Genomic DNA, 19,586 nt, shown 5'->3' on the forward strand with positions numbered 1-19,586 from the left:
GAAACTTTTGGCGTCGGTCGTTTTGACGCCAAACAAATCTTTACAATGATCGCGACGACAGGCATACTCCTGCCGCTGACATCAGCGGCACGACGAACCAGGGACGCAACCGTAAACGGTCGCCACGCCCCGGAAAGAAACTCAGCTCGGACGACGGGAGATCGACACTCGCACGGATGAACACGTTAGCGATCAATCAGCTTTCGACGCTTCGCTGGGACATGCAGGATGACGCCCTGGCGTACGCGAATCGAGGCTTCAGCGGCATCGGAATTTATCGTCCCAAGCTGGAGGACTTCGGCTTGGACCGGACGGTTGAACTATTGGCCGAATCGTCGCTGAGCGCCACGTCGCTCAGTTGGGCCGGTGGTTTTACCGGCAGCGACGGCCGTCGGTTCGACGAGGCTGTTGACGATGCCATGGTCGCCATTCGTGAAGCAGCGAACTTACGTGCCGGCACCCTGATCGTTCTCGCAGGCGGCCGCAACAATCACATCCGCAATCACGTGCGACGCACCTTGCTGGAAGCACTGCGACGTGTCAGCTGCGTGGCCGAAGAATTCGGCGTCACCCTGTCGTTGGAGCCGATTCATCCCGGGTGCGGTTACGAATGGTCGTTCATCAACGACCTGGAATCTTGCCTGGAAATCATCGACGCGGTGGGCAGCCCCAACCTGGGCGTGACGTTGGATACGTATCATGTCGGGATGGACGACGACATCGTCCGCTGGTTACCGGACGTGATCCCGCACCTGCGTCTGTTGCAGCTTGGCGACGGCCATCATTGCCCGCTGGGCGAAATGAATCGTTGCTTGTTGGGCGAAGGCAACGTCCCAATTGCGACGTTGTTGCAAACGCTGCGGATGCACAACTATCGCGGTCCGATCGAAGTCGAAGTCATCGGCGAAGACGTCGAAACGCTTCAGTACGATTGCATCCTGGATCACGCGAAAGGGTTCTTGGATCGCGTGTTGCCCGATGCCACCCGAGCGACGCTTTCCTAACCGATCGGTGCACGCGACCGATCGGCGTTTCGCAGCACTGTCAGGTGGCAGGCCAAATCAACGGCTTGCCGGCTTTTCGGCCCACAACGCTTTGCGTTGATCCTCTGGCAGCCAACGCCGGTTCTGTTTCTCCGGATCTTTCTGTGTCCACGTTTCGCGAAACTGGCTGGCTTCGACTCTTCGAATGCTGCCGTTTTCACGCCACGACGCAAAATAGCCTCGCGGATTCCACGAACGCTTGGGCAGATGATCGGCTGACTTGATCAATCGCCACGAACGCACCAAGAAACGATTCTGTTGATCGGACCAATCGTAAAAGATCAGTTGCCGAAAGACTTCGCGGCCTTCTTCGTCGACGAAATGATTCAGTTCAATCAAGTCGACGCGGGCCACTTGGCGGTGAGCCGAAGAAGCTGATTGCAGACCGGCTGCGGCGATCAAATAGACCGTAAAGATCGATGACATGTTTTGCCTCCCAACGTGTCAGGGGAAGGCCATCGCCCGGCAACCACTGGCGGTCGGCCGGTGCCCGGTGCCGCGTTCCAGATCAAGGAAACGCCGACGTTCCGCACGGCCCATTCCTGCGGGGATACCAAAGATAATTGCCAGACGTAAATAGCGTGAAATCCGCATGGCCCCCGTGGCGACACCAATGCGCGCTGAGGCGGAAATGGGGTCCCTTGTTTTTTTCATGTCCCCTTTTTTCGTCGAACTAGAATGCGACGTGGTCGCTTCGACGACGGTGGTTGGGCGATGATCCCCGATATCGCCAGATACACCACCCGGTGTAAATTGATAGCCACGGCTTTGATGGCCGGACTCCACCCACCGTAGCAGTGTTTGGTGTTGATCGCGAACTTGGCTCAGGCGGCCCCTTTTCCAGCCTGCGTGACGGATGCCGAAACGGCCGCGATCGACCGGACCAAACACTGTCCCCTACTTTTCCTATTCTTTCTCGATCGAAATCCCAGGATGCATCGCGATGCAATTCATCGAGCTGACCGGCAAGACGCTGCTTGACGTTGTGAACGAAGGCGAAATCGACTTCAAAGAGTTGCATCAAGCCGGCGTGACCGGTGATTCCATCGTCCGCATCAACAAGTACGGCGAAATCGAATTGCGTCGCGCCGATGGCTGGGTTTTGGTGGGCGGATTGCTGGGAAATTTCGAAGAACGTTTGCGACGGCTGACCGGTCTGGATTGGGCCTGACATCGCGCCCTTTTTCCCAGGTCTTGTTTCACGGATTTTTGTTCCGACACAGCGCGACCTGACGACGCCAACGATCCACACGCTGGCGATCGATCGGGCGAACTCGGTTGCCCCCGCACACGTCACCACGCACGCCAAAACCGTCCGGCAAACAACCTCGGCTGGCGAATCCCGTCACATCCGTCATCTTCAAACGCCCGGCGGCCATCCAGCGGATACCGGTCTGTCGCGAACGCTGGTGCAAACGGGCCATGCCGTGCCACCCCATCAACTGGATCGATGACGCGGACGTCTTGTCGAAAGTGTCGACCAAAAACCGAGTCATCCCCGCGTACAGCGCCGCCATCAGCACCTGGTCCCAGGGAAGACATTTCGCGGCTTGGTGATCCGCATAGGCAACCGCAACCAGCTGCGTGTGTGGCGAAAGATCGTTTCGAATCTGGTCCCAAAGCCGGATCAATTCGGCTCGGGAACCGCAACCCGATGGGCCGACCTTGGCGTAGGCGAATTCGGGCGGGACCGACGCCGCCACGTCACGTGCCTGGTCCGTTTCCCCAAGGGCAGCAGACAATCGCGGAACGTTGGATGGTCCACCGTGGGTGCTGGTCCCGATTTGACACGCAGCCCTTTGCCACAAGGCCGGCGATACTGGTGCCAATGGACCGCGTGAAGGCGATTTGAAGTCCAATAGATCCACGTTAGCGTCGATCGCCGCAATCGCTTCTGGCCAATCCTGCACGCTGACCAACAATTGTGGGACGTTATTGCCGCTGGCGTTGTCGATCTCGCCGGTCGCCGATTGCATCATCACAGCGGTCATGCGTCGAGTGTTACCGAGCCCGTAGGTACTGTGCCTGGAAACATTGGACCGGATGACACTGGGCCTGGTTTCGCGGATCAACTTCGGTTCCGTGGCGCGGGGTTGTCGGATAGGCCATCGGCTCCGCGTGCACTACATTCATCGCTTCCAGCCGACCACGTTTTCAAACGCCATCGTCGACCTTGCAATACCAAGCCATCAAGACCCCCGAACAGCTGAATCGCCTTTGCGATCAACTGGCCCAATGTGACGTCATCGGATTTGACACGGAATTCGTTTCCGAGGACAGCTATCGTCCGGAATTGTGTCTGATCCAAGTGGCTGCCGATGACGTTTTGGCGGTCATCGATCCCTACATGGCCGGTGACACCACACCGTTCTGGGAATTGTTGGCCGAAGAAGGCCGTACGGTCCTGGCCCACGCGGCTCGTGAAGAATCGCGTTTCTGTTTTCGTTTCGCCGGACGGCCGATCGCCGGCTTGTTCGACACGCAATTGTCCGCAGGATTCGTCGGCATCGAATATCCTGCATCTTTGGGGACACTCGTTCAGCGGTTGTTGAACAAGAAGTTACCCAAAGGTGAAACCCGAACTGATTGGCGCGAGCGTCCGCTTTCCGACGCACAGTTGGATTATGCGCTGCAGGACGTTACCGACCTGCGTGCGTTGTACGACAAGATCCGTCGCAAGATCGATCAGTTGGGTCGCCAAGCCTGGGTTGATGAAGAAACGCAGGTCTTTCAAGAGAAAATCATCCGCGCCGAAACTCAGGAAAACTGGCGTCGTGTCAGCGGTTCGTCGGGGCTGCGTCCGCGACAACTGGAAATGGTGCGACAGCTGTGGCTGTGGCGCGAAAGCGTCGCCCAACAGTGGGATCGGATTCCCAAGCGTGTCTTGCGGGACGATCTGATCGTCGAACTGGCACGCCGCGGCAGCACCGATCTTCGACGCATCCGCAGCATTCGCGGCATGGAACGTCGCAACCTTCAATCGCAGTACGAAAACATCGCTGCGGCGATTCAGAAAGCGATCGATGTTCCCGACGAACAGCTGCCACAAAAGGCCAAGGGATCACGACGGGTTGTTTCACCGATGCTCAGCCAGTTCCTGTCGACGTCGATCGCCTGTATCAGTCGCCAGCATCGTTTATCGCCATCGATCGTCGGTAACGCCGAAGACGTGCGTGAATTGCTGGGCTATGAACTGGATCCCAAACCGGGTGACCCGACGCCCAGCCTATTGAAAGGCTGGCGGGGTGAAATCGTCGGCAAATCATTCCGCCAGTTGCTGGCCGGCGAACTGGCGATTCGAGTCGCCGACGTCAAGGAAGCCCAGCCGCTGGAATTCATTTCGGTCGACCCTTAGGCCGACCCGACGAATCGATCGCCACAACCCCGGCCGGTCAATCCGGCCGGCGAATCAATGCCGCCTGCGGGCCGTGCGTCCAGAACAATCAGCGATTGCTGGCGTCCGTGCTGCGACGGCTGACGCGATCGCTGCGAGGGTTCATGTAGTGGGTGGCTTCTTCGGCCATCAGCGTGATGTCACCGCTGCGGATTTCAGTCCGGAATCGGTGATGACCATCATTCTGGGCTCGAGCGACCACCTGCAGCCGGACTTCTTGCCCCGGAGCAATACGATCGATCGGGTCGAACAAGACCTGACCGGTCAGCACTTCGCCGGTTTGTCCCGTGATTCGGGTGGGTTCGATTCCGTGACTGAACTGGGCAATGGCACGCACTTGACGTGCTTCCTTGCTACCGCGGTTGCGAACAACGATTTCGTACATCACGTCTTGGTCGACGGGTGCGGGCGCCGGCGGGTCGTTGATCGACAATACCAGGTCGGCGATGGCTTCGACGGCGGTTCCCAAGCTGACTTCCGCTTTGCCGGCGGCGGTACCGCGGCAATCGAACGCAAAGACTTGTTCGCCGGTCGTCGTCATTTGACAGCGGAAGTCATAACTGCGTCCTGCCTTGGGCGACAGCGAATCGATCTTCCATCGCAGTTGGCTTCCGTTGACGCTGGCTCCGTCCAACCCACCCAGGTACTTCACACCGGGCGGCAGGGTCAGCGTCGCCACGACGTGCTTGCTGACGGCGGTGCCGACGTTTTGCAGGTCCAAGTGATAGGACGCTTCGCTGTTTTGGTACTTCAGTTCGGGACCGCTCAGCACGGCTTCAAACTTGGCGGCACTGACGCGGATGACTTTTTCCGCTTCGGCACGCAGTTCCAGATCGCCCGCGGCCAAACCGTGGATACGCAAATCTTCCAAGTCCTGGGCGGTCAGTTCGACTTCGAACTGTGCTTCCTTGCCGGCCGGAATGTCACCGACCTTTTGCGATTGAGGCGTTGCGGAATTTGGTGACAGCGTGAACACGACGTTTGGTGCCACACCGTCGCCGGGGTTCAGCACGCGAACCTTGTAGGATTCCGATTCGCCGTAGACGACTTCGTCGGGACCGTCGATGAACAGAGCCAACTTCGGTTGCTGGACACGCACCTTGGCGACACTTCGCTGCGGCACCAGCGTCCAATCGACATCGACGTCATACAAGCCGCTACGCATCGCTTTGAGTTGCATGGTCAACGTTTCGCTATGTCCGGCGGGCAGGCGATCGATCGTCCAAACCAAACGTTCGGCGGAATCTTCGGGGCCACTTTCCACGCTGCCGTCGGTCGTTTGCTGGCCTTTGACCTCGGCCCAGTCCGGGACCAACGCACGCACCAACAAGCCTTCGGCGTCGATGCTGCCCCGGTTTTCCACGCGGACAACGTAGGGTCGCGTCTGGCGAATCATCATCTCCGCCGGGCCCTGCGTGATCACACGGATGGACGGCAATTCGGTTGCGACGGCGGTCTCGCCGGCGTTCAATTGGCGTGCTGACCGATCCGAGGTCGCGGGGATCGACATCGCCGGGATGCCGCCCTGGTTGATCTCGGTCATGGATGAACCGCTGGCCGACAACGAATTCCCAGTCGTCGCTGGTTTGGATGCCGCGGTGGACGATGCAGCGTTTGCGGGCATCGAAACGGCGGCGGCATCACGTTGGCCGTATGGATCGGTGGCCGCGAAATTATCGGAACCGTTCGTCGATTCGGTTTGCGCCGGGGTGCTAGCCGCTGGCGGCATCTGCAGTGCCGGTGGCGTACTGACGGTGTCTTTGTTGGGGTAACCGGTCAATTGTCCGTTGGTGGTGGCGCTGCCGGTCGGTGACGCCAGCGCGTCGCTGGGAGCCGGCGGAATCGCCAAGCTGGGCGACGGTTGCGACGCCGCGTAGGGCTGCGAAGTCGGCGGTTGCAGTGTCGTTGCCGATTCGGTCGCGATTGCGGTGTCGGCCGGCGGCGTCAATGCGACATCTTGTTGCACCGGAGCAGCCGGCGTCTTGGCGATGGTTGTGACTTCCGCCGAAGGCACCGGCTGCTTGGGCTTCGGTGCCGGCTTTGCTTCGGCTTTGGCGACCGTGTTCTTCGACTGCGGTGCTTCGGCTTGGCGACGTGACGATCCGCTCGTCTCGGGCTTTGATTCTGCGACGTCGGCCGATGCCGGGGCGTTGGTCTTTGTCTGCGTCTTCGCCTTGGTTTCTTCGGTCGGCGTTAATTTTCGGCGAGCGACACGCGGGACCAAATCGTCGATGGAATCGTCGCTTCGGATCTCGCGACGACGCTGTTGAATGCTTTCGACGGCCGATAGCTTTTCCTCGGTCATGTCACGACTGGACAGACGCGACGACCGGCGGCTGCTGGACTGATCCGACAGAGGGCTGGTCGAACGACTGACGACGGCGGGTTGTTCGACCGTGGGCACGTCGATCGTGCTGGTGGTGCGACGACGAACAATGCGAGTGTCATCGGCGGGCGGCTTGGGAATATTGGACACTTGCGATCGCGGCGCGGTTGTCCGGGGTGCTGGTGCCGGACGCGGCATGGGCGCCGGTCGCGAGGTGCTCGCGGTCGCCGAAGGATCCCGGATGGGCTGTGGCACGTTGCGGCTGTTGGACGATTGCACCTGGTGATAGGGAATGCCGTCCCAATCCGCCGGTTCGGGCGCCGGCACGCTGCCGGGATTGATCGGTGCCGCAGCGGTTCCGGGTGAGGAGGATGACGACGATCGGCTGCCGAACAACCCGTCCAACAACCCGCGGCCGCTACTATTGCTCCTGCTACTGTTGCTGGACGACGACGTCGTGCGTCCGCCGAAGATATTCAGGGCACGACGCGGCTGGCTGCTGGGCTGCTTGCCGATCACCTGGCGAATCATTGATCCGTCGTGTGCCGCATTGCCGCCGACAGCGTGTGTCACCGCTGGCTGAGCCTGCGTCGCCGATTGCGCCATCGCTGGAACGGCCAAAGTAAACACACTGGCGGTGGCCAGCATGCCGTGCATCAAATAACGGGAAAGGGTGCCGCGTTGCATCCGTCGATCTCGCTTGGAGGTCCATAAGAAGATCTGGTTCATCATCCAAGCTATCGGCTGTTCAGCTTATGACCTTTCAGCCAAATTGGTGGTTCGCAACAAAAATTCCAACCGCGTAAACTTTGACGACACCCGGCGGCGCCGCGCCGCAACGGTCGGCCTGCCGCGGACCAGCCCAGAAATCCTTGACGGAACCGCCACGATGAATCGCAAAGAAAAGATCGAAGCCATGTTGGCGGAGGATCCCAAGGACGTTTTCTTGCGCTACAGCTTGGCGATGGAACTGCGTCGCGAAGGCCAACACGAAGACAGCATCCGTCGTCTGCGTGAACTGTCGCGTGAAACACCGCCCTACGTTCCGGCGTTTTTCATGGCCGCACAGCAATTGGCCGACCTGGGTCGTATCGACGAAGCCCGCACGTTTTTGCGTGACGGGATCGAACAAGCCCGGGCCCAGAATGACGCCCACGCGGCGGCTGAAATGAGCGAATTGCTGGCTTCGCTGGGCCATTTGGGTGAATCCGACGAATCCGACGAGCTGTGAAACTTGGTCGGTGAAACTTCCATCGCCGTGGTGCTACGGACGGTCGAATTCAGCGAAACCAGTTTGATCGTCACGATGCTCAGTCGGGACTTCGGACGCTTGTCGGCACTGGCCAAAGGGGCCCGTCGCCCGAAAGGTCCTTTCGAAGGTTCGCTTGACCTGTTGTCGGTCTGTCGTGTAGTCGTCATTCGCAAACCGCATGCGGGACTCGATCTGTTGACCGAGGCCAAGCTGCATCGCCGGTTCCGCGCGGCTGAAAAATCGCTGCAACGGACCTACGCCGGCTACTACGTCGCAGAAATGCTGCGGTTGCTGACGGATGATCACGATCCCCTGCCCGAACTGTACGACTTGACGATCCAAACCTTGACGCAAATCGACGGGACCGGAAACGTTCCCATGGCGCTGCTGCGTTTCGACACCGCGGCACTGAAACTGCTGGGCAATGCCCCCGGCTTGGATCGCTGTACGCATTGTGGTTCGTCGGTCCAGCCGGAATCACGTTTGTCGTTTGCTTTGGATGCCGGTGGATTGGTCTGCCAAACGTGTCGATCGCGACAACAACAGGTGATCTCCCTGGGACGCGAAACGGTCGACATTCTTCGCGGGCTGTTCAACTTACCCCTGGACGTCCCCCAGGCGGATCCGTTTGCTTCCCGGCATTACGGTCCGATTCGGACGCTGATCAACCGATACTTGCAATCGCTGCTGGGCAAATCGCCACGGATGATGCCGTACCTGCCCAACCAACTGGAAACGGAATTTAACGGTCGAGGCGTGAAATGATATCAGCCCCACAACCAAGTCCGATCTTGGCGTCCCGGCGACGCCATACCGCATTGACGACGACCTGGTCGTTGGTTGCATTGGCTTGCGTCACCGGATGTCAATCGATCCCGGGGACGCCGACGGGGTTCGGCGAAATCTTTGGCCGCCCCGACGAATCGATGGACACGACAGCCGAGCCGCCGGCACGCGAAAACCTGATTTCACAAGTCAGTCACACGACCGAAAGTGACATCGAACCGGCCGCCGCCGACAAGACCACCTGGGAAGCCACCCAGGACCAGGCAACCAGCGTGATGAACTTCGTCACCGGACGTGAACAGGTCGATCATTCAAAAGCCAAAGAACTTTACCAGCAAGGTGACGCAGAATTCCGGCGTGCCAGCGGCATGGATCGGCAGGAAGCGCAAGACGCCTTTCTGGCGGCAGCCAAACTGTTCAAACGTGCCGCCGAAGCCGCACCGGGTACCGCGATCGAACAAGACGCCATGATGATGCGTGGTGAAAGTCTGTTCTTTGCCGATCGATTGCCCGACGCGGTCGACGTCTATCAAACGTTGCAAAAAGACTTTCCACGCAACCGACACAACGACCGCGTCGCCGCACGGCTGTTTTCGATCAGCCGTTACTGGATCGATGTCGAAAGGGCGACCGAAGATGATTGGTTCACCTTGGACCTTTTTGATCGCACCAAGCCGCGTTTGGATGCCGACGGCAATGCCGTCCGTGTTCTGGACCAAATCCGCTACGACGACCCGACCGGACGGCTGGCCGACGATGCGACGATGGCCGCCGCCGCCGAATACATTCGCCAAGGAAAGTTCGAACGGGCGGATGAATTCTTGACCGATCTGCGAGAATCGTTTCCCGACAGCGAACACCTGTTCTTGGCCCACCTGATGGGCATTCGATGCAAGCTGGAAGTTTACGCCGGCCCGCACTACAGCGCCCTGCTGTTGGACGAAGCCGACAAATTGGTCCAACAAACGCGGACCCGCTTCCCCGACAAAATGCGGGACCAAAAGTACGCCGACATGGTCGCGCGTGCGGCCGCAGAAATTGATTACTTGAAAGCCGAAAAGCTGTTCAAACGCGCCCAGTATCGTGACAAGCAAAAGTACTTCGGCGCCGCGGCCGGCTACTATCAACGGATCTTGGACAATTATCCCGACACGCCGTTTGCCGAGACCGCCCGCGAACGATTGCAAGCCGTCAATGATCAACCGGTACGTCCGGCCAAGCGTTTGTCGTGGCTGCAGAACCTGTTCCCCGATCGTGGCAACAACAAGCCGCCGCTGGAACCGACCTACGAAACCATTCTGCGATAGTTCCGCGAGCAAATTTTGCCGTGTGCATTCTGATACAAACCGCCCGTCGTCGCTTCCGCCCCACTGTTGTTTTGTGGTGGGCCTCGGCGTTGATCGTGATGACGATCGGCGGTATCGGGTGTGCCCCCTATCAGTTCGGCAACGCGGGTCTGTTTCCTTCCGGCATCCGCACCGTTCACGTGCCGTCGGTCCGCAACGAAACGTTTCGTCATGAACTCGGACCACAGTTGCACGAAGCGCTCGTCCGTGAAATCGAAATGCGGACGCCTTATAAAGTCACCGACAGTCCGGTGGCCGACAGCACGCTGGTGTGCACGATCCAATCGGAAATCAAGCATGTGCTGACCGAAACCGACAGCGACGATCCCCGTGCGTTGGACGCGGCCGTTGTCGTCAATGCAAACTGGATCGGTCGCGGCGGTGTCGCGTTGATGCAAGACAGCGTGATTCCGGAAAAACTATCAGGCATCACCTTCAGTAGCGATTCGCGTATGGTCCCGGAAGCCGGTCAGTCGATCGACACCGCGAACCTGGAAAACGTCGAATTCATCGCTTCGCGAATCGTGTCTCAAATGGAAAGTCGCTGGTAAACAACACGTTCGCTTTCCATGACGAGATCCCGCGAATCGATCACATCAAAAGGCCCCACCATGCATTGGAATCTGGGACGCCGCGTGCTGGACTTGACCGGTGTTCCCCACATCATGGGCATTCTGAACGTCACGCCCGACAGTTTCTCCGATGGTGGAAAATTCAACACCGTCGACTTGGCGGTGGCGGCCGCCACACGGATGCGTGACGAGGGTGCCGACATCATCGACATCGGTGGCGAAAGCACGCGACCTTACGCCGATCCCGTCGACGCCGACGAAGAACGCCGCCGCGTGTTGCCCGTGATCGAACGATTGGCCGCGGACTTGGACATCCCGATCAGCATCGATACACAAAAGGCCGTGGTTGCCCGAGAAGCGGTCGCCGCGGGTGCCGACATCATCAACGACGTGTCGGGATTGCAGGGCGATGCCGACATGTTGGACGTCGCCCTGCGGTGTGACGCCGGCATTTGCATCATGCACATGCGGGGCACCCCGCAAACCATGCAAGACGATCCGACGTACGATGATGTCGTCGCCGAAATTGCGCAGTACCTGACCGGGCGTCGTCGCGACACCGTCGCCGCGGGTATCGACGAATCCAGAATCTGTCTGGATCCGGGCATCGGTTTCGGCAAAACGCACGAACACAACTTGCAACTTTTGAAAGCCACCGATCGATTCGTGGCCTTGGGATCACCGGTGATGATCGGGCATTCACGAAAAGGCTTTATCGGCAAATTGATCGGTGACAAACAGGCCGATCGCACCGCAGGAACATTGGGCGTCAGTCTGGCCGTCGCGGCGGCCGGTGCACACGTCATACGTGTCCATGACGTGAAAGCCACCCGGGACGCATTGACCCTGTTTGAAGCCTCCGGCGGTTTGGGCAGCCGAAAAGCCTGACATGCGGATCAATTTCGTCATCACCGAATTGTTCGTCGGAGGCGCCGAAAAATGCCTGACCGAATTGGCCATCGGACTCCATGGATCCGGCGACGACGTTCGTGTGTTTTCCATCGCCCCCCTGCCCCAAGGGCCGCAAGCCAAGTTCGTTGAACGCTTGGCAGGTTACGGAATCGACATCGCCACGGCGGGAACCTCGCAACCGCGGGGCGTGGCCAAGGCCTACACAACCTTGAAACGATGGATGTCGGCGGGCCCCGCCGACATCTGCCAGACCTTTCTATTCCATGCCAACGTTCTTGGCACTCATGCATCAGCGGCCGCAACGCCGTCGACGGTGCGAATCGGTGGTCTGCGTGTCGCCGAACCGATTCGCTGGCGCAACTGGCTGGAACGAACCGCGGTGCGTCGCATGGACCTGTTGGTCTGCGTCAGCAATCAAACACAAGCCTTTGCATCGGAGCACCTGCGTGCGAAAGCGTCACAACTGCGCGTGATCCCCAACGGCATCGATGTTGGCCGCTTCGCGGATTGCCAACCGGCCGACTGGTCGCGGTGGGGATGGCCCAGGGACAGCCAGGTCACACTGTTCGTCGGTCGTCTGCACCCGCAAAAGGGCCTGGATTTGCTGCAAGACCAGATCGATACCATCGCACCCGCCGGGTCTCGCCAGCGGCTTTGCCTGGTCGGCGATGGTCCACTGCGGGACGACTTGGCCCGTTGGTCCGAATCGGTCGGGCACGACCGGGTACGGGTTTTGCCGTGGCAAAGCGACGTTGCACCGCTGATGAAAGCTGCCAGGTTGCTGGTTTTACCCAGTCGCTACGAAGGGATGCCCAACGTGGTTTTGGAAGCCATGGCCGTTGGCACTCCGGTTGTGTGCAGTCGCGTCGAAGGCAGTCAAGAACTGCTGGGGCACCGGCATCACGAACAGACGTTTGCACCGGAGGACGCCGTCACCATGGCACGGTTGATTCAGCGACTGCAGACCGACGACGAATTGCGCCAACTGCTTTCCGGTGAAAACCGCCGTGTGGTTCAAGAGCAATTCTCGACCGTCGGCATGATCGAACACTATCGCCAAGTCTACCAAGACCTGCTTGCTGCTCGATCACGGATCAGATGACCGACCGGATGCATCATCTGGCATGATCGCAGGCGTTACCGCAACCGCCCCCCGCGTTGCGACTTCGTCGATCGCGATGTCGAAACACTGGATTTGACTTGGGTGGTCCGCGACGCCTGTCGGACCGGAACGGTCTTCAGCCGCACGTCACTGTCAAAGCGAACGGGACTGAGCCCGCTGCCGGTCGGTTGGTCGTACGTCATCGGGTCGTCGGCGAAAGGATTGGCACGCGGATCCAGACGGTCCAGTGGTGCATCTTGTTCCGGCGGCGTGGTGATGCGACGCATCGGTTGTGGCGTCGCCGCTGGTGGGGCCATGGGATGGGCCGGCTGGTATTGCGATCCGGGCGGCGGCAACGGCTGGACTGGCACTGCATCGCTGGGCACTGCATCGCTTGGCACTGCATTGCTGGGCATTGCATCAATCGGAATCGGTTGCGGCACCGCCAGCGGTGGCGACTGTTCCCACTGCTGCAGCGTTTGCAGGGTCGCCGCGTCACAGGCGTCGTCACATCCGCTGATGTCATCGCACTGGGTCACTTTTCCGTGGTGGTCACGGTCCAGAAACAATGCCCGTTCGATGCCGCCGGCCAACGCGTCCAGCGCCTTGTACAGCGGCGTTTGCGCGACGCTGAACTTGCGTTTGCCTGTCGATTCGCACCCACAGTCGCACGACGGACAGTCCATCGACGCCGTCGCGCATTGGCCGCACTGGCAACCGTGGTCCGCCGATCCCGCGATGGCGGAACCGCCGATCATCATCGACGAAAGACCGACGGTGACCGACATCAGGGCGGCGGCCAAACGCTGGCGGCGGGTGATGAAACTGGATCGAAAGGTCATGGCATTCCTCAGGCTCTGTCTTGACAGCAGGGCTTATCGACGCGACAGAACCCGGACGAACAAGAGAATCGGCAGAAGCGGAACGCCTTTCCCAAACTGCCCGTTTTGAACCACCAGCGTCACCTCGGATCAGGTCCGACGGGGCGCCGGTCGCCGCCGGCCCGATCGACGCCCAAGAGTCCCCAGGAAAATGCCGATTCACGCCTGCTGGGGCAAAGATTCCGCCCGCGTGGCTTGGCAAAACTGGGCTGAACGCCACCGATTCGGGGCGTCAAGACAGAACGCGACGACGCGGTTAAACTGCGGGGCCAGTTGTTTTGAAGCCTTCCGATTCGCACGACAGAGAACCTTCGACCGTGACTTTCGATCCCTTCGGCGTTCGTGATTCTTTCGATACCGGCAACGGTTCCGCCACCATTTATCGTCTCAGCCGGCTGGAAGACGCCGGTCTGGGAAAAATCAGCCAGTTGCCATTTTCCATCCGCGTGCTGTTGGAAGCCGTGCTGCGAAACTGCGACGGATTCCAGGTCACCGAAGACGACGTCAAGAATTTGGCCGGCTGGAACGCGGCGGCACCGGCCAAGGCCGAGGTTCCTTTCAAGCCCTACCGGGTCGTTCTGCAGGATTTCACCGGCGTTCCCGCCGTCGTCGACTTGGCCGCCATGCGTTCGGCGATGCAGCGAATCGGTGGTGATCCCGAAAAAATCAATCCATTGATCCCGGTCGACCTGGTGATCGACCACAGTGTCCAAGTCGACTTCTTTGGCGACGCCACGGCACTGCAGCACAACGTTGAAATCGAATTCCAACGCAACCGCGAACGGTACGAATTCTTGAAGTGGGGCCAACAAGCCTTCAACAACTTCTCCGTCGTCCCGCCTAATGTCGGCATCGTCCACCAAGTCAACCTGGAATACTTGGCCCGCGTCGTCGCGTTGAAAGACACTCCCGATGGTCCGGTGGCCGTGCCCGACACTCTGGTCGGCACCGACAGCCACACGACGATGATCAATGGCCTGGGCGTCTTGGGCTGGGGCGTCGGCGGGATCGAAGCCGAAGCCAACATGCTTGGCCAACCGCTGTACATGTTGATGCCGGAAGTCGTCGGATTCGAATTGACCGGTGCCCTGCCCAGCGGGGCGACCGCCACCGACATGGTCCTGCGAGTCGTCGAAATCCTTCGCGAAGAAGGCGTCGTGGGTAAGTTCGTCGAATTCTTCGGCACCGGCATGAACGAAATGAGCGTCGCCGACCGTGCGACGATCGCCAACATGGCGCCCGAGTACGGTGCGACCATGGGCTTCTTTCCGGTCGACGACCTGACGCTGCATTACCTGCGTCAAACCGGTCGTGACGATGCCGGCGTTCAATTGGTCGAACGCTACTGCAAAGAACAGGGCCTGTTCCGGACCGACGACGGCCCGACGTTGCAGTACACCAAACGATTGTCGCTGGACCTGTCCACCGTCGAACCATCGCTGGCCGGCCCCAAGCGTCCGCAAGACCGCATCCCGCTGAACCGAATGAAGGACGCGTTCGAAGCGTCGTTGACCGCACCGGTCGGAAAAACCGGGTTCGGCCTGGGCGGTGACGATTTGGAACGCATCGGAACAGTCAGCGACAACGGGCACAGCACCGAGATCAAACACGGTGCCGTCGTCATCGCTGCGATCACTTCATGCACCAACACCAGCAACCCTTCGGTGATGGTCGGTGCCGGCTTGCTGGCCCAAAAGGCCGTCGAACGTGGCCTGTCCGTGCCGCACTATGTCAAAACCAGCTTGGCCCCCGGATCCCGCGTCGTCACCGAGTACTTGGACAAAGCGGGACTGACCGAAAGCCTGAACGACCTGGGATTCAACACCGTCGGCTACGGCTGCACCACCTGTATCGGTAACAGTGGCCCCCTGCCCGAACCGGTCGCAGCAGCCATCACCAGCGGTGACCTGATTGCGTCGGCCGTCTTGTCGGGCAACCGCAACTTCGAAGGCCGCGTCAATCCGTTAACCAAAGCCAACTACTTGGCCAGCCCGCCGTTGGTCGTTGCTTACGCACTGGCCGGTACCGTCGACATCGATCTGGCTACCGAACCGATCGGGACCGACAAGGACGGTCAGCCCGTCATGCTGGCCGACATATGGCCCACCGCCGACGAAGTCGCCGATGCCATCCGGTCGTCGATCGATCCGTCCATGTTCACCGAACAGTACCAAGCCGCCGTCGGTGGCAACGACCTGTGGAACGCCATCGACGCGGCCGGCGGTGCGATCTATCCCTGGGACGATTCCAGCACCTATATCCAACACCCGCCGTTCTTGGATGCGGTCAAAGACGACACCGTCCCCGATGTCAGCCCCATCCAAGGCGCCCGCGTCTTGGCATTGCTGGCCGACAGCGTCACCACCGACCATATTTCCCCCGCCGGTGCGATCGCCTCGGACGGCCCCGCAGGAAAGTACTTGCAAGAAAAAGGCGTGGGCATTCGGGACTTCAACAGCTTCGGTTCACGCCGCGGGAATGACCGCGTGATGGTCCGTGGAACGTTCGCCAACATTCGCATCCGCAACCAACTGGCCCCCGGCACCGAAGGCGGCGTGACCCGATACCTGCCCACCGGTGAAACGATGTCGATCTACGACGCATCGATGAAGTACCAAGCCGATGGCACCCCTTTGGTTGTCTTGGCCGGCAGCGAATACGGCACGGGCAGCAGCCGTGACTGGGCCGCCAAAGGCACGATGATGCTGGGCGTCAAAGCCGTGATCGCAGCCAGTTACGAACGAATTCACCGGAGCAACCTGGTTGGCATGGGCGTGTTGCCCCTGGAATTCGCCGACGGCGCGACATGGCAATCGCTGGGGTTGACCGGTGAAGAATCGATCGACATCCCCGATTTGTCCAACGACCTGGAACCCCGCAGCACGATCACCGTCACCGCGACCGATGTCAACGGAAACGCAAAGTCGTTCCCCTGCGTGGTGCGGATCGATACGCCAGTTGAACTGCAGTACTATCGCAACGGTGGCATCCTGCCCACCGTGTTGCGAAACTTGACAGCCAAGTGATCAACCCCACCGCTGTTGATCACTTTGGCCGCTGAATCAGGCGTGTCGGTCCGGCCGACACGCCTATTTTTTTGCGCGTCCCAGCGTCAGACGCTTGGCGTAAACCCTTGCCACATCCGCCATGTAGTGCCCCAACCCTGTCTTCGCTGCCGCCTGCATGTATTGTTCGGCTTTGGCGGAATTCCCTTCGGCGTCGGCGATCAGACCTAGATATAGGTCCGCGAAAAACTGTGCGGAATCACGTTGGCGCATCGACCGGGTGTCGCGTACCGCGTCGACAACAATCGCATCATCACCGCCGGCCAGTCGCCGTAACACTTGTTTCATCGGTGGACGGGGGTCGGACGGTGCGGGCAACAAAAGCTGACGCGCGGTCGCAAGGTCGGCGTCTTTCGCAACGCATAAGAAATGCCAAGCCGCGTTTTCAACATCGTGCGGATTCACGCGACGATGCATCTCAAAAAGCTCGCGGCCCTCTCGGTAACGTTGCGCGAAGGCCAATGCGATGCCGTACTGCCATAGCTCTGGTTTCCACTCCGGACGCATTTCAATCGCCCTCTCAAAACTGTGGATCGATTCTTCCACGCGACCGAACCGCAGTTGGGCATCGCCAAGTTGAACGTGATCAATCGCACGTGCCGAATCACCCGCTTCACGCACTTTTGTCTCGGCCAAGGACAAGCTAGCGCGAATGCGCGATGCATGCACGCCATCGTCTGAACTAACGTGAACGTGACAAACAACCAGCGATAGCAATGCCATCAGCATCGGCCGCCGAAATGCATCGCGGACGGCCTGAGGCCAGCGCCGTTGAAACAAAGCATTCATCGATCAACTCACCTGAAAACTCATCACAAGATTCCACCCTACGAAAACCGTTCACGACACGCGTTCGACACGGTTTTGCGTCCGGCACACCGGTTGTCAGTAGAAACACCACAGCGATGGCGCGAGCACGCCCCCTGCAATGGGTGGGCGCACACATGTCAACAAAAAACAACACCCCCCAACGGCGAATCACACTCAATTCGATCTAAAAACCGAGCACAATCCGTTTACATTAGCCGTTGTTTTCTTCATTTCTTCACCCCGGGCAACATCATTGAGGACACAGAGAACTCTCATGACCAAGAGCAATACCGAATCCAAGATTGCATTCACATTCCAGCGTATCGCCAAAGCAACCGTCCTGGCATGCGCATTGGCCGGAACCTTCACCGTGGTCGGCTGCGGTCCGGACAACTCCACGACCGTTTCCGGCGTCGACGACAGTGCACTTCGCAGCGAGGAGGATCTGGCCGACATGGAAGCACAGTATGAGGCGGACGCGGGAAGCCACTAACACCCTTTGGCTTGACCGTCATTGATTCGTGCATCGTTGGATCGATGCACCTTACGGGGGCAACGGGCTGAAACGCAGGACGCGGGGGCGATGCCCGGGGAACGTCGATTTCGATTCGTTTCGAATCGTTTGTTATTTGTTTTTCGTTTTGGACTTTCTTTTATGAACCACAAGAAACGCATCGGCTTCACGCTCGTGGAGCTATTGGTCGTCATTGCGATCATCGGGGTTTTGGTCGGCTTGCTGTTGCCGGCCGTTCAGTCCGCTCGTGAAGCGGCACGTCGAATGAGTTGCAGCAATAATTTCAAGCAAGTCGGCTTGGCGTTGCACAACTATCATTCGGCATTCAAACAGCTTCCAAAGCAAAGTGGCGGGACCAACAATCCGGGCAACCGTCACATGTTGAATTTCTTGGTTCCCATTTTGCCGTTCATGGAACAGCAACCGTTGTGGGACCAGATTTCTAATCCGATTGCGGTTCGTCATAACGGCCAACCACAAAGCCCACCGTTCCCGTCGATGGGTCCGGAAGTTTGGAATCGGAATTACACGCCCTGGTTGACGCAAGTCGGTACCTATCGTTGTCCCAGCGATCCCAGCGTGCCACGTGCCAACACCGAAGGCTACACCAACATTGCTGCCTGCATCGGTGATGGAATCGCCAGCAACAACCACTCATGCATCAACGATGACGGCTCGATCCGTGGCTGGTGCACGGCACGAAAAGGCGCATTCGATCGCGGATTCTTTGAAACCCGTATCACGACCAAATTTCGCGACATGATCGACGGGCTAAGCAACACCATCGCGTGTACCGAAATCTGTGTCGACAATGGCAACTTGGAAGTCCGTGCGACTTGCGTGAACCGTGGCCAAGACGCCGCGTTCTTCACCGATCCGTCGGTTTGCGAAGACACCATCGATCCGACGCGACCGCAGTATCACTTGGCGGGCACCAACGCCAACAACTGGGGTTCGTCACAGCGTAAGGGGATGCGTTGGACCGACGGTCGCCCCGTCTTGGGCAGCGTCACCACAATCATGCCACCCAACGGCGTCAGCTGCGCGTGGTCCGGTGACGGTTCGGATACCATGAATTCGGCGGGCAGCTATCACCCGGGCGGATGCCATGTCGTGCTGGGCGACGGTGCGGTGCGATTCATTTCCGAATCCATCGATGCGGGTGACAAGACGGCTCCCTCGCCGAACTGGCCGACCGGCAATCCTGGCACGCCGCCGGGATCCGCCAGCCCGTACGGTGTCTGGGGTGCTTTGGGGACACGCGCAATGCGTGAATCCGTCGAAGTTCCCTAACCGCGGATGGGTGCACCCGGTCGCCATCCTTGCGGCGGTCGCGGTGTGTCCGTCTCCGACGGCTCATTTGCAACCATCCCAATCGATTCCACCAGCGGCGACCTGTCCCTCAGGTCGCCGCTTTTCGTTGGTTTGCGTGATTCTTTTTGGCCCGTGTTTCCCGCCACACTTCGGCCCGCCAACGTGTTTGTGGTCCGTCCAATCCGGTCAACAGAATCGACCACGGGGGACGGATTTTCTAAGATGCAGCGGTCTGGACGACCGATGCGATGGCATCCAACGTCTGTGCC

17 protein-coding genes are annotated in these 19,586 nt (G+C 59.5%); 12 read left to right on the forward strand and 5 right to left on the reverse strand.

Translation table 11 applies throughout. From position 1 onward, the window contains the following. Positions 1-176 precede the first annotated feature (176 nt). Positions 177-1,004, forward strand: coding sequence for a sugar phosphate isomerase/epimerase family protein (locus HFP54_RS06655; RefSeq protein WP_146410440.1), 828 nt, complete (start codon positions 177-179; stop codon positions 1,002-1,004). A 57-nt stretch (positions 1,005-1,061) separates the two neighbouring features. Here HFP54_RS06655 and HFP54_RS06660 read toward each other — a convergent pair whose 3' ends face one another. Continuing rightward, the gene (locus HFP54_RS06660) at positions 1,062-1,469 is read right to left on the reverse strand and encodes a hypothetical protein (RefSeq protein WP_197135813.1); all 408 of its coding nucleotides are present in this window, start codon (positions 1,467-1,469) and stop codon (positions 1,062-1,064) included. Positions 1,470-1,986: 517 nt separating this feature from the next. Here HFP54_RS06660 and HFP54_RS06665 point away from each other — a divergent pair. After that, entirely contained in the window at positions 1,987-2,214 is a 228-nt protein-coding gene (locus HFP54_RS06665) for a hypothetical protein (protein ID WP_145303641.1), read from the forward strand. A gap of 28 nt (positions 2,215-2,242) precedes the next feature. On the opposite strand, the gene HFP54_RS06670 is transcribed toward HFP54_RS06665, so the two are convergent. Further along, complete coding sequence (locus HFP54_RS06670) at positions 2,243-3,034, reverse strand: (5-formylfuran-3-yl)methyl phosphate synthase (RefSeq protein WP_168564508.1); 792 nt, start codon at positions 3,032-3,034, stop codon at positions 2,243-2,245. A 182-nt stretch (positions 3,035-3,216) separates the two neighbouring features. Between HFP54_RS06670 and HFP54_RS06675 the strand changes: the two genes are divergently transcribed. Continuing rightward, positions 3,217-4,398: a ribonuclease D gene (locus HFP54_RS06675; protein WP_146410437.1), complete on the forward strand. Its 1,182-nt coding sequence runs from the start codon at positions 3,217-3,219 to the stop codon at positions 4,396-4,398. 88 nt (positions 4,399-4,486) lie between these two features. On the opposite strand, the gene HFP54_RS06680 is transcribed toward HFP54_RS06675, so the two are convergent. Then, positions 4,487-7,450, reverse strand: coding sequence for a DUF11 domain-containing protein (locus HFP54_RS06680; protein WP_206036025.1), 2,964 nt, complete (start codon positions 7,448-7,450; stop codon positions 4,487-4,489). A 202-nt stretch (positions 7,451-7,652) separates the two neighbouring features. Here HFP54_RS06680 and HFP54_RS06685 point away from each other — a divergent pair, with 202 nt between their 5' ends. The 6 genes from HFP54_RS06685 to HFP54_RS06710 are packed head-to-tail and all read left to right on the forward strand — an operon-like array spanning position 7,653 to position 12,733. After that, positions 7,653-7,994 carry a tetratricopeptide repeat protein gene (locus tag HFP54_RS06685; protein ID WP_168564510.1) on the forward strand — a complete coding sequence of 114 codons (342 nt, stop codon included), beginning with the start codon at positions 7,653-7,655 and terminating at the stop codon, positions 7,992-7,994. Between the two features lie 3 nt (positions 7,995-7,997). Beyond that, on the forward strand, positions 7,998-8,780 hold the full coding sequence (gene recO, locus HFP54_RS06690) for a DNA repair protein RecO (protein WP_146410434.1): 783 nt from the start codon (positions 7,998-8,000) through the stop codon (positions 8,778-8,780). After that, entirely contained in the window at positions 8,777-10,108 is a 1,332-nt protein-coding gene (locus HFP54_RS06695) for a tetratricopeptide repeat protein (RefSeq protein WP_168564511.1), read from the forward strand. Before recO ends, HFP54_RS06695 begins: the two co-directional genes overlap by 4 nt. A 20-nt stretch (positions 10,109-10,128) precedes the next feature. After that, entirely contained in the window at positions 10,129-10,698 is a 570-nt protein-coding gene (gene lptE, locus HFP54_RS06700) for an LPS assembly lipoprotein LptE (RefSeq protein ID WP_315853854.1), read from the forward strand. Between the two features lie 60 nt (positions 10,699-10,758). Next, a complete protein-coding gene (gene folP / locus HFP54_RS06705; RefSeq protein WP_235951303.1) occupies positions 10,759-11,607 on the forward strand; it encodes a dihydropteroate synthase in 849 nt (282 codons plus the stop codon). A gap of 1 nt (position 11,608) precedes the next feature. Next, entirely contained in the window at positions 11,609-12,733 is a 1,125-nt protein-coding gene (locus tag HFP54_RS06710; RefSeq protein WP_168564512.1) for a glycosyltransferase, read from the forward strand. A gap of 35 nt (positions 12,734-12,768) precedes the next feature. Here the strand turns inward: HFP54_RS06710 and HFP54_RS06715 are convergent, their stop codons facing one another. Then, positions 12,769-13,575: a hypothetical protein gene (locus HFP54_RS06715; RefSeq protein ID WP_168564513.1), complete on the reverse strand. Its 807-nt coding sequence runs from the start codon at positions 13,573-13,575 to the stop codon at positions 12,769-12,771. A 356-nt stretch (positions 13,576-13,931) separates the two neighbouring features. Between HFP54_RS06715 and acnA the strand changes: the two genes are divergently transcribed. Then, on the forward strand, positions 13,932-16,640 hold the full coding sequence (gene acnA, locus HFP54_RS06720) for an aconitate hydratase AcnA (RefSeq protein WP_168564514.1): 2,709 nt from the start codon (positions 13,932-13,934) through the stop codon (positions 16,638-16,640). Positions 16,641-16,703: 63 nt separating this feature from the next. Here the strand turns inward: acnA and HFP54_RS06725 are convergent, their stop codons facing one another. Continuing rightward, on the reverse strand, positions 16,704-17,468 hold the full coding sequence (locus HFP54_RS06725) for a tetratricopeptide repeat protein (RefSeq protein ID WP_168564515.1): 765 nt from the start codon (positions 17,466-17,468) through the stop codon (positions 16,704-16,706). Positions 17,469-17,763: 295 nt separating this feature from the next. Between HFP54_RS06725 and HFP54_RS06730 the strand changes: the two genes are divergently transcribed. After that, a complete protein-coding gene (locus tag HFP54_RS06730) occupies positions 17,764-17,982 on the forward strand; it encodes a hypothetical protein (protein ID WP_146410429.1) in 219 nt (72 codons plus the stop codon). Positions 17,983-18,144: 162 nt separating this feature from the next. Then, positions 18,145-19,296 carry a DUF1559 domain-containing protein gene (locus HFP54_RS06735; RefSeq protein WP_146410428.1) on the forward strand — a complete coding sequence of 384 codons (1,152 nt, stop codon included), beginning with the start codon at positions 18,145-18,147 and terminating at the stop codon, positions 19,294-19,296. Positions 19,297-19,586 lie beyond the last annotated feature (290 nt).

The organism is Crateriforma spongiae, from assembly GCF_012290005.1.
GTDB lineage: Bacteria > Planctomycetota > Planctomycetia > Pirellulales > Pirellulaceae > Crateriforma > Crateriforma spongiae.

Excerpts from the sequence above, each read along its gene's own strand:
- HFP54_RS06655 (WP_146410440.1), top strand. The coding sequence starts at position 177 with ATGAACACGTTAGCGATCAATCAGCTTTCGACGCTTCGCTGGGACATG.
- HFP54_RS06660 (WP_197135813.1), bottom strand. The coding sequence starts at position 1,469 with ATGTCATCGATCTTTACGGTCTATTTGATCGCCGCAGCCGGTCTGCAA.
- HFP54_RS06665 (WP_145303641.1), top strand. The coding sequence starts at position 1,987 with ATGCAATTCATCGAGCTGACCGGCAAGACGCTGCTTGACGTTGTGAAC.
- HFP54_RS06670 (WP_168564508.1), bottom strand. The coding sequence starts at position 3,034 with ATGACCGCTGTGATGATGCAATCGGCGACCGGCGAGATCGACAACGCC.
- HFP54_RS06680 (WP_206036025.1), bottom strand. The coding sequence starts at position 7,450 with ATGCAACGCGGCACCCTTTCCCGTTATTTGATGCACGGCATGCTGGCC.
- HFP54_RS06685 (WP_168564510.1), top strand. The coding sequence starts at position 7,653 with ATGAATCGCAAAGAAAAGATCGAAGCCATGTTGGCGGAGGATCCCAAG.
- HFP54_RS06695 (WP_168564511.1), top strand. The coding sequence starts at position 8,777 with ATGATATCAGCCCCACAACCAAGTCCGATCTTGGCGTCCCGGCGACGC.
- folP (WP_235951303.1), top strand. The coding sequence starts at position 10,759 with ATGCATTGGAATCTGGGACGCCGCGTGCTGGACTTGACCGGTGTTCCC.
- HFP54_RS06710 (WP_168564512.1), top strand. The coding sequence starts at position 11,609 with ATGCGGATCAATTTCGTCATCACCGAATTGTTCGTCGGAGGCGCCGAA.
- HFP54_RS06715 (WP_168564513.1), bottom strand. The coding sequence starts at position 13,575 with ATGACCTTTCGATCCAGTTTCATCACCCGCCGCCAGCGTTTGGCCGCC.
- HFP54_RS06725 (WP_168564515.1), bottom strand. The coding sequence starts at position 17,468 with ATGAATGCTTTGTTTCAACGGCGCTGGCCTCAGGCCGTCCGCGATGCA.
- HFP54_RS06730 (WP_146410429.1), top strand. The coding sequence starts at position 17,764 with ATGACCAAGAGCAATACCGAATCCAAGATTGCATTCACATTCCAGCGT.
- HFP54_RS06735 (WP_146410428.1), top strand. The coding sequence starts at position 18,145 with ATGAACCACAAGAAACGCATCGGCTTCACGCTCGTGGAGCTATTGGTC.